1 protein-coding gene is annotated in these 2,831 nt (G+C 63.5%); it reads left to right on the top strand.

Annotated features, from left to right (window positions below; translation table 11 throughout):
- Nucleotides 1–2,457 (top strand): AfsR/SARP family transcriptional regulator (locus AC0L2B_RS00270; protein WP_473743646.1); only part of this gene is annotated, 2,457 nt, incomplete at its 5' end.
- Nucleotides 2,458–2,831 lie beyond the last annotated feature (374 nt).

The raw sequence follows: 2,831 nt of genomic DNA, 5'->3' as shown, positions 1-2,831 counted from the left end.
CATTTCTTCCTTTCCCTTCCCGCCGCCGACCAGGACATGCTGCTGAAACTCAATCTGCTGCCCGAAATCAGCGCCGAGCTGGCGGACGTGATGATAGGGTCGGACGAAGCGGGCAAGCTGCTCGACAGGCTCTACAGGCGGCAGTTGCTGGTCACGCGCTTGGAAAACAGCCGCGACACCTTTTACCTACACGATCTTTTGCGGGACTTTCTTGACCGGCGCTTCGCACAGCACGTGGTCAAGGAAGAGCAGCAATCGCTTAGGCGAAAGGCGGCGAAGGTCCTTGCGGAGGCCGGTCGTCCTGACGAAGCCATACACCTCGCCTTGCAGGCCCAGGACTGGGACCAAGCGAGCGAGCTGATATTGAGCCGCGCGGAGGCCGTGCTGGCGCAAGGAGGCCGGGCGACCTTCATCGAATGGTGCGGCCGGTTGCCGGAAGCGTTCATGAACGGCTGGCATTTCTATTGGCTGGGCGTGGCCTACATGCCGGACGACGCTGCGGCGGAGCGCTGGCTGTCGAGAGCATGGCAAGCATTTGGTGAGGCCGACGATCTGCGCGGTCTATGTCTCACCGTGTCGCGCGCCGTCTTGGTCAAGACGGCCAGTTGGCGCACCTACGAAGGCCTTTCCATGTGGACCCGCCGGGCGTTCGAGCTGATCGAACGCGGCCTCCCGGAACTGCCTCCCGAGGAAGCGATGCTGGTGCGCATTGGCATGATGCGGGCGCTGAACTTCGGCGACGACTACTACCGCAGCAGCCCAGCCGGACAAGCACTGGAAGCTGAACTTCTTGAGCGCTTGACCAGGAACCCCGGGCAGGATCCGAGCGGATTGCGATTGCTTGCGAGCGAAACGCTGATCGATCTTTCGGTATCCACCATGCGCGCCGATCTGTTCACCAAGGCCGTCGACAGCGTTGTTGAGGACTTGAGTTACAAGCAGGTGCTGCCTTGGGTCCTCGGCATGTGGCTGGTCGCCTTTGGCGCGGAGAGTGGTCGTTATTTTCCCTACAAGAGAAGGAATTTTCCCTATCCGTCGGCCGAAGCGGCGTTGCGGGAGGCGATCGCGATTGGCGAGCGCGAGTCGCTCAAGGGTGTGGAGTTCGGTGGCCTGTATCATCTTCAGATGCAGATGAAGTTCCGCAACGATTTTGCAGAGTTCCACCAAGTGGTCGGGCGACTGGCCGAGATCGCCGATAGCCGCTTCAGCACACAGGTCGCCGTCGTCGCCGATTGCCACGCCGCGCTCCATGCCAGGCAAGGCGATTTCGCAGCTGCCTATGAGGATTGCGAGCGCTTCATGGCGGCCATTGAGGCCGCCAATGAGCCCATGATCGAGCGCTGGCCGCACTATATCACGAAGTTCCAGGTGCTGCTCGCCGACAGGAAGCCTCGCGAAGCCGCTGCGCTTCTCAGCGACCTGCTGCCGCGGCTGGATGGCGGCGCTCGCAAACGGACCGAGATATGCATTCTTGCAGCGGCCGCGCTGGAGAGCCTGTGGGACCAGGGTCCACGCTACGGCGATCGGCTGAAGGTCTTCATGGAGGCGCTGCGCGACATCAGCTGGCCAATGGTGCTCCTCAGCGTTCCGGAATTGCTCGCCGAACTGCTTGGCGATGCGCTTGAGCGCGGTATCGAGCCCCAGCTTTGCCGGTCGCTTATTCGGGAACGCCGATTGGACGCGCCGCAACGGCGGCCCACGGCCTGGCCATGGCCGCTCAAGGTCCACGTCCTCGGAGGCTTTTGGGTCGAACTCGATGGAAACCCTCTTAATCTCGGCGCCAAGCCACCGACGAAGGCTCTCGACATCCTGCGGGTACTGGCGATCTCGAAAGACAATACCTGTTCGCTGGAGACCGTTCAGGACTGGCTGTGGCCCGACCTCGACGGCGACCAGGCGCGGGCGGCATGCGAGCAGGCGCTGCATCGGCTGCGCAAGCTGCTCGGGCGGACCGACCTCATCGTTCAGCGCGAAGGCAAGCTTCGCCTCGCGTCGGACAAGGTCTGGGTCGACCTCGCCGACTGGGATGCACGGCTCAAATCCGTGACGACAGCCAATGGCGAGGCGGCCGGGCTGCGACCGGAAGCGGAAGCGCTCTTCCTCGGATTCCCCGGTGCGCTGTTTCTGCACGAGCGAGCCAGCTTCTGGTCGTTCGCCGCCGCTGAAAAAGTGCGTCGCGATCTGATCGATTTCGCATTGCGGATCGGCCAGCGGCTGGAGACAACCGGCAACACCGAGGAAGCGCGCTCGATCTATCTGAGGGCGTTGGACCTCTATCCGGATGCCGGACCCGCCTGCAAGGCGCTGATCAGGGAGCGGCTGTCGCGCCGCGATTTCGAAGGCGCGGTCGACGACTATGCACGCTACGAACGGGCGCTGCGTGCTGCCGGCGAAGCGGCGCCCGCTGCGGAATTACGCGCCTTGGTCGAACCCTATCTTATGCGGCACACGCGCTGAAGACGGTTTCTTGCGCTGTCTTGGCGAAACACGGGGCTATCGTCGCTCTGGCAGCCACCCCTCACGCTCCGAGCAGGATGTTTGCCAGGAGAAGGGCTGCCAGAATCAGAACGAGGCCGGCGATCGCGTCCATCCGCTGGCTGCGCGTCAGCCCCCGCCGTTGCCGCTTCATCTGCGAAGCCCCTACGAATTGTCGCAGGATTGCGCTACCCTAAGGTCAATCTGGGCTGCGGGACGGTCATCATGGCACGACCCGACGCTCGATATTGGTCGAGCGGGAGCCCCGATGACCGCCCCAGACGCCATTGACGTCGATGCGAAGCGCCCGCTCCCGGGCACAGGCCGGATCGCCAAGCTGGCGGCGCCGCGCAGCG

This window comes from Mesorhizobium sp. WSM4815, assembly GCF_055811575.1.
The sequence above is the reverse complement of the archived record's forward strand: the minus strand, read 5'-3'. Positions and strand labels throughout refer to the sequence as shown.